At 41.7% G+C, this 6,324-nt stretch carries 5 protein-coding genes and 1 riboswitch; of the genes, 1 reads left to right on the top strand and 4 read right to left on the bottom strand.

Features of this window, described 5'->3' with window-relative positions; translation table 11 throughout:
* Positions 1 to 382: 382 nt before the first annotated feature.
* The 4 genes from guaA to xpt are packed head-to-tail and all read right to left on the bottom strand — an operon-like array spanning position 383 to position 5,305.
* Entirely contained in the window at positions 383 to 1,924 is a 1,542-nt protein-coding gene (gene guaA / locus CD126_RS00605) for a glutamine-hydrolyzing GMP synthase (RefSeq protein WP_002472357.1), read from the bottom strand.
* Positions 1,925 to 1,953: 29 nt separating this feature from the next.
* The gene (gene guaB / locus CD126_RS00600) at positions 1,954 to 3,420 is read right to left on the bottom strand and encodes an IMP dehydrogenase (RefSeq protein ID WP_103369878.1); all 1,467 of its coding nucleotides are present in this window, start codon (positions 3,418 to 3,420) and stop codon (positions 1,954 to 1,956) included.
* A 34-nt stretch (positions 3,421 to 3,454) separates the two neighbouring features.
* Positions 3,455 to 4,723, bottom strand: a complete 1,269-nt coding sequence (gene pbuX, locus CD126_RS00595; RefSeq protein ID WP_002472374.1) for a xanthine permease PbuX — start codon at positions 4,721 to 4,723, stop codon at positions 3,455 to 3,457.
* Between the two features lie 3 nt (positions 4,724 to 4,726).
* Positions 4,727 to 5,305, bottom strand: a complete 579-nt coding sequence (gene xpt / locus CD126_RS00590; protein WP_002472337.1) for a xanthine phosphoribosyltransferase — start codon at positions 5,303 to 5,305, stop codon at positions 4,727 to 4,729.
* A gap of 217 nt (positions 5,306 to 5,522) precedes the next feature.
* Positions 5,523 to 5,625: riboswitch (purine riboswitch) on the bottom strand.
* Between the two features lie 235 nt (positions 5,626 to 5,860).
* On the opposite strand from xpt, the gene CD126_RS00585 reads away from it, so the two are divergent.
* A complete protein-coding gene (locus CD126_RS00585; protein WP_103369877.1) occupies positions 5,861 to 6,286 on the top strand; it encodes a general stress protein in 426 nt (141 codons plus the stop codon).
* Positions 6,287 to 6,324: the final 38 nt, after the last annotated feature.

Below are 6,324 nucleotides of genomic sequence, written 5' to 3'. Positions count from 1 at the left end.
GAATTTTTTAAATCGGAAACAGAATAAGTTACATGATTTATTGATTTTATCATTTAAATCCTCCTAATTATTACGGAGTATTTACACATAATATTAATTAGTTTTTATTATAATATCAAGTTTATTTTCACTACTAATTTGAATTCCTATTTTGCATTTCAAATTATTTTTCAGTACTTATACTTTATACTTATATTAAATCTTAGTGATAAATTTCTAAGTAGTAGCGTAAAGAACTTCAATAACGAGTTTATATTTTATCTTCTACACACTGCACACTTCCCACACCTACCTGCACACTCTCTACATCCAGCCCTTACCCCCCCACACAAAACCCCTCAGGCCTATTAGCCAAAGGGGTCGCATCATCATATATACTCTATTATTCCCACTCAATTGTACTTGGTGGCTTAGATGTCACATCGTAAACAACGCGGTTCACGTGATCGACTTCGTTAACGATTCGACTGGAAATCTTCTGTAGTACTTCCCAATCAATACGTGCGAAGTCACTTGTCATACCGTCAATAGATGTCACGGCACGGATACCTACTGTGTGATCGTACGTACGATAGTCGCCCATTACACCTACAGACTGGATACCTGGAAGCACTGTGAAGTATTGCCAAATATCACGTTCTAAACCTTCTTCGCGGATGACTTCACGAAGGATGGCATCTGATTCACGTACGATTTCTAATTTGTCTTCTGTGATTTCACCGAGTACGCGGATACCCAGTCCCGGGCCAGGGAATGGTTGTCTCCAAACGAGATGTTCAGGGATACCCAATTCGATACCGAGTTCACGTACTTCGTCTTTAAATAGTGTGTTGATCGGTTCAATGAGTTCGAATTCCATATCTTCTGGTAAACCGCCCACATTGTGGTGAGACTTGATTGTTTGTGCAGTCTTCGTACCAGATTCGATAACGTCTGTGTAAAGTGTACCTTGTGCGAGGAAGTCGACATCTTTCAATTTCGCCGCTTCATCATCAAACACGTACACGAATTCATTACCGATAATCTTACGTTTCTTCTCTGGGTCTGAAACGCCTTCTAATTTGCTCATGAAACGTTCTTGCGCATTGACGCGAATGATGTTCATGTTGAATCCTTCACCGAATTGTTCCATTACCATGTCGCCTTCTCCTTTTCGTAAAAGGCCATGGTCCACAAAGATACATGTTAATTGGTCGCCAATCGCTTTGTGTAGTAGAACAGCGACAACTGAAGAATCTACACCACCGCTCATCGCACATAAGACTTTGCGGTCACCAACTTGTTCGCGAATCTTCTCGATTTCAAGCTCGATGAAGTTCTCCATCGTCCACTCGCCTGTACATTCACAGACGCGACGGACGAAGTTGCGAAGTAAATCGTTACCGAATTCAGTGTGACGGACTTCAGGGTGGAATTGAACGCCGTAAATACGACGTTCTTTGTCTTCAATCGCTGCGTAATTGGTACTTGGACTATCCGCGATCACTTCAAAGCCTTCTGGAATTTCGATGACTTTGTCAGAGTGACTCATCCAAACGGTTTGTTCTTCAGGTAAACCGAAGAAGAGTTCGTCGGATTTCGCGTTAATCGTCGCTTTACCGTATTCACGTTGGTTGGCACGTTCCACCTTGCCGCCGAGTAATTTCGTCGTCAATTGCATACCGTAGCAAATACCGAGGATAGGTACGCCCAAGTCATAAATTGCTGGGTCAATAGTGAACGAATCTTCTGCGTATACAGAGTTCGGTCCACCAGATAGGATGATACCCTTTGGATTCATCGCTTTAATCTCTTCAATAGAAAGTTCGTGATCGTGAAGCTCACTGTAGACACCCATCTCACGGATACGGCGTGTGATGAGTTGGTTGTATTGACTACCAAAGTCAAGGACAAGTATGAGCTCTTGCTCGTTCGCCATTTCCATAACTCTTAAATCTCCTTTTAGTGTCTAGCTTAGAATGAATAGTTTGGTGATTCTTTCGTAATTTGCACGTCGTGTGGGTGACTTTCTGCAAGACCTGCAGGACCCATACGTGTGAATCGAGATTCTTCTCTCAATTCTTCTAGATTTTTTGAGCCAGTGTAACCCATACCAGATCTTACACCGCCCATGAGTTGATAAACTGTGTCTTGTAAAGGCCCTTTGTATGCGATACGACCTTCGATACCTTCTGGAACGAATTTCTTAGGCGCTTTGTCTTCTTGGAAGTAACGGTCGTTTGAACCTCTTTCCATAGCGCCGAGTGAGCCCATGCCGCGATATACTTTGTATTGTCTACCTTGGAAGACTTCAGTTGCGCCAGGACTTTCTTCAGTACCTGCTAAGAGGCTACCTAACATGACTGCGTGGCCACCTGCTGCCAATGCTTTGATGATATCGCCTGAGAATTTGATACCACCGTCAGCGATGATGGCTTTACCATGTTTGCGTGCTTCTGTTGCACAGTCGTATACTGCTGTAATTTGAGGTACGCCGACACCTGCAACGACACGAGTTGTACAGATTGAACCAGGTCCGATACCTACTTTAACTACGTCCGCACCTGCTTCGTAAAGTGCTTTCGTTGCTTCTGCTGTCGCTACGTTACCTGCGATGAGTGTAACTTGTGGGAATTTCTCTTTAATGTGTGATACTTGGTCGAGCACACCTTTAGAGTGACCATGTGCTGTGTCGATAACGAGTGCGTCTACACCTGCTTCAAAGAGTTTTTCAGCACGGATGTCTGTATCTTTCGCGATACCGATGGCTGCAGCTACGAGCAAGCGACCACTTTCATCTTTAGCTGAATGAGGGAATTCTAATACTTTCTCAATGTCTTTGATTGTGATTAAGCCTTCTAGACGGCCATCTTCAACCAATGGTAATTTCTCAATCTTGTGTTTTTGTAAAAGTTCTTCCGCTTCAGAAAGCGTAGTACCTACTGGTGCAGTCACTAAATCTTCTTTCGTCATCACGTCAGAAATTTTAATAGAGAAATCTTCGATAAAGCGTAAGTCACGGTTCGTGATAATACCTGCGAATTTGCGTGTTTCTGCATCTTCAACGATAGGTACACCAGAAATTCTGTATTTACTCATTAACGCTTCAGCTTCAAATACTTTCTCATCTGGAGTTAAGAAGAATGGATTTGTGATAACCCCATTCTCTGAACGTTTAACTTTTTGTACTTCGTCTGCTTGGTCTTCGATGTTCATGTTCTTGTGGATGACACCCAGTCCACCTTGACGCGCCATAGCTATCGCCATCTTAGATTCAGTTACTGTATCCATTCCTGCAGAGATGAGTGGAATGTTTAATTTAATACGTTCTGAAAGTTGAACGCTTAAATCTACTTGATGCGGTAAGACATCAGATTCTGCTGGCATGAGTAGCACGTCGTCGAACGTCAAAGATTCTTTTTCAAATTTATTTTCCCACATAATTACAGCCTCCTATTGTTAATTGTTAGTTACATTATTTCATATCTTCTTGCTTTTGTTGATACTTTATACCATTAAAAAAGAAATTCAAGAGAATTGCTGAGATTGTGCCGATTACAATTCCGTTTTGAGTAAGCCAAGAGAAGTGGTCTCCAAGCGACTTAAATGCATCTGGCACAGCACTAATACCTGCTCCAAGTCCGACTGAAATGGCGATGACGAGTAAGTTGTTTTGGTTTTTAAAATCACTTGTCCCTAAAATACTCACACCATAAGCCATCACCATACCGAACATGGCAATCATTGCACCGCCGAGGACAGGTAACGGAATCATATTTGCTAAAGCACCCAGTTTCGGAATACAGCCACAAATGATGAGTAAGATGACCATACCATAGATCACCTTATTCTTCTTCGCGCCGGAAAGTGAGACTAAGCCGACGTTCTGAGAATATGCCGTGTAAGGAAAGGCGTTGAAGATCGCCCCGAGGATAATCGCTAGACCTTCCGCAGTGTAACCTTTACGAAAATCCTTACGCTCTAACTGCTTTCCAGTAATCTCACTCAACGCATGGTACACACCTGTTGATTCAATCAAGCTGACCAAGGCCACGATAAAGAAGACGAGCGTTGCGCCAAAGTCAAAACTAAAGTGTGCAAACCTAAATGGATGCGGTAAAGAGAACCAATGCGCGGTTCCTACTTGCTTCACGTCTACGATGCCAAACCAAGCCGCGATGACTGTTCCGAGTACGAGCCCAATGAGAATCGCGATAGATTTCAAGAAACCTGTCGTAAAACGCTGAATGACTAAGATGATGACTAAAGTGATTAAACCGAGAAGAATATTTTTACCATCACCATAATCTTTCGCACCTTCACCACCTGCGAGATAGTTCATCGCTACAGGCATGAGGTTAATTCCGATAATCGTGACAACACTTCCTGTAACGACTGGTGGAAAGAGTTTCACTAAGTATGAGAAGAACGGCGCGATGAGCACGACGAGTATCCCGGATAGGAAGAGTGAACCGTACAGGTCTGAAATGCCTTTCGTCTGTCCGATCAAGATCATCGGTGCTACTGCGGTAAAGGTACAACCGAGCACGATAGGCAAGCCTGTTCCTGTGCCTTTCCAAACTTGTAGGAATGTCGCCACCCCACACATAAAGATGTCGACTGTGACTAAGAAAGCAATCTCTTCAGCAGAGAATTTCAAGCTTGTGCCCACGATGATTGGAACGAGAATCGCTCCAGCATACATCGCTAAGAGGTGTTGAACGCTAAGGATAAATGTTCTCATCAGTTATTCTTCCCCTACTAAAGTGACCTTGTTGCCAGCGAGTGACGCCACTTCACATAATGATGAAACTTTGAGTCCTGCTTCGTTCAATTTCTGGCGTCCAGGTTGGAATGATTTCTCAACCAAGATACCGATGCCGACAGTCTGTGCTTTCGCCTGCTCTACGAGATTGTTCAAGCCTAGAGAAGCATCTCCATTCGCTAAGAAATCATCGATGATTAAGATACGGTCATTCTCATCTAAGAATTCTTTAGAAATCATGACATGAGATGTTTTGTTCTTAGTAAATGAGTGTATATCTGTCGTATAAGCATCTTGATTCAACGTATTCGGTTTCGCTTTCTTTGCGAAGAGACAAGGTACGCCGAATCGTTTCGCCACCATAATTGCCGGAGCAATCCCTGACGCTTCAATCGTCAGAATCTTAGTGATGCCTTCGTCCTTGAATTGATCGTAGAATGTTTCTCCTACTTCCCACATCAATTCGGCATCAATTTGGTGGTTCAAGAACCCATCGACTTTGAGTATGCGCTCATCGATAACGACACCATCTTCTTTAACTTTTTGCTTTAACAAATCCACTTCTAGCCCTCCTATTTTTGATATAAAAAAATTCCTAAACTTTCGCAAGTTAGGAACTATGAGTAAACATGCAATACAATTAAGCATCCGTCTTAGCACGGTACACCTCTCTACTCATGCGACGACGGTAAGTCCTGTGCACACATTGGGGTAGGTATGATGCGGTAAGTGTGCGCGTCGTCTAAGTAGGCTTGTTTAAAGCGAATTGCTTTTGTTTATGTATTGAATTGCTACTCATAGTCATGTTGTTTATGGCAACATGGTAGAAACTTCTAAAGCCCTATTCTTTAGATTATATGAGTTAAATAAAATTATTTACTGATGATAGCAAATTTAGACGGATTTTTCAATATGTTGAGCGTGCGAAATATAGATTCTATCCTACAATTTTGAATGATTATGTAAAATATGTGGATATTCTATAAAGACGATGACTGAGCGCGTTTGTCAGAAATTTGGAAAAGTAATATAATTAAATTGAATCGTTTCTATACTCTTTACATAGGGTATAGGAATAATAATATACGTCGCTCAAAAAGATGGAGGGAAAACACAATGACACAATTTACAATCGTTAATAACACAGATGAATTATTTAATGAAATCGACAAAAAACGTTCTGAAGGCTACGAGAATTATGAATTGACAGTGTTAAGCCGTACAAAGTTAAAAGATGAGCGCATTCACGATTCTGAAATCAGCTTAATCGTCACAAGCGGTACGTTCAGTGACGCTATGGCTAAAATGTTAACTGGTGAAGACTCTGAAGGTGCAATGCTTGCGAATTACGACTTAAGTGAAGAAGAGCAAGAACGCTATAAAAAAGAAATCCTTAATGACAAATTAATCTTAGTTGCTTCTAAAGATGAATCTAATCACAAAGAAGTAGAAGATAACAATGCAGCTTACACTGACGAAGAAGTGAATGATCAAGACAGAGATGAACATTACGCTGAAGAATCAGAAGGCCCCAAGTCTTAATTGAACTCAACACACATCCATATTGATACATGCTTAGC

The sequence above is a fragment of the Staphylococcus pettenkoferi genome, assembly GCF_002902685.1.
GTDB lineage: Bacteria > Bacillota > Bacilli > Staphylococcales > Staphylococcaceae > Staphylococcus > Staphylococcus pettenkoferi.
The sequence above is the reverse complement of the archived record's forward strand: the minus strand, read 5'-3'. Positions and strand labels throughout refer to the sequence as shown.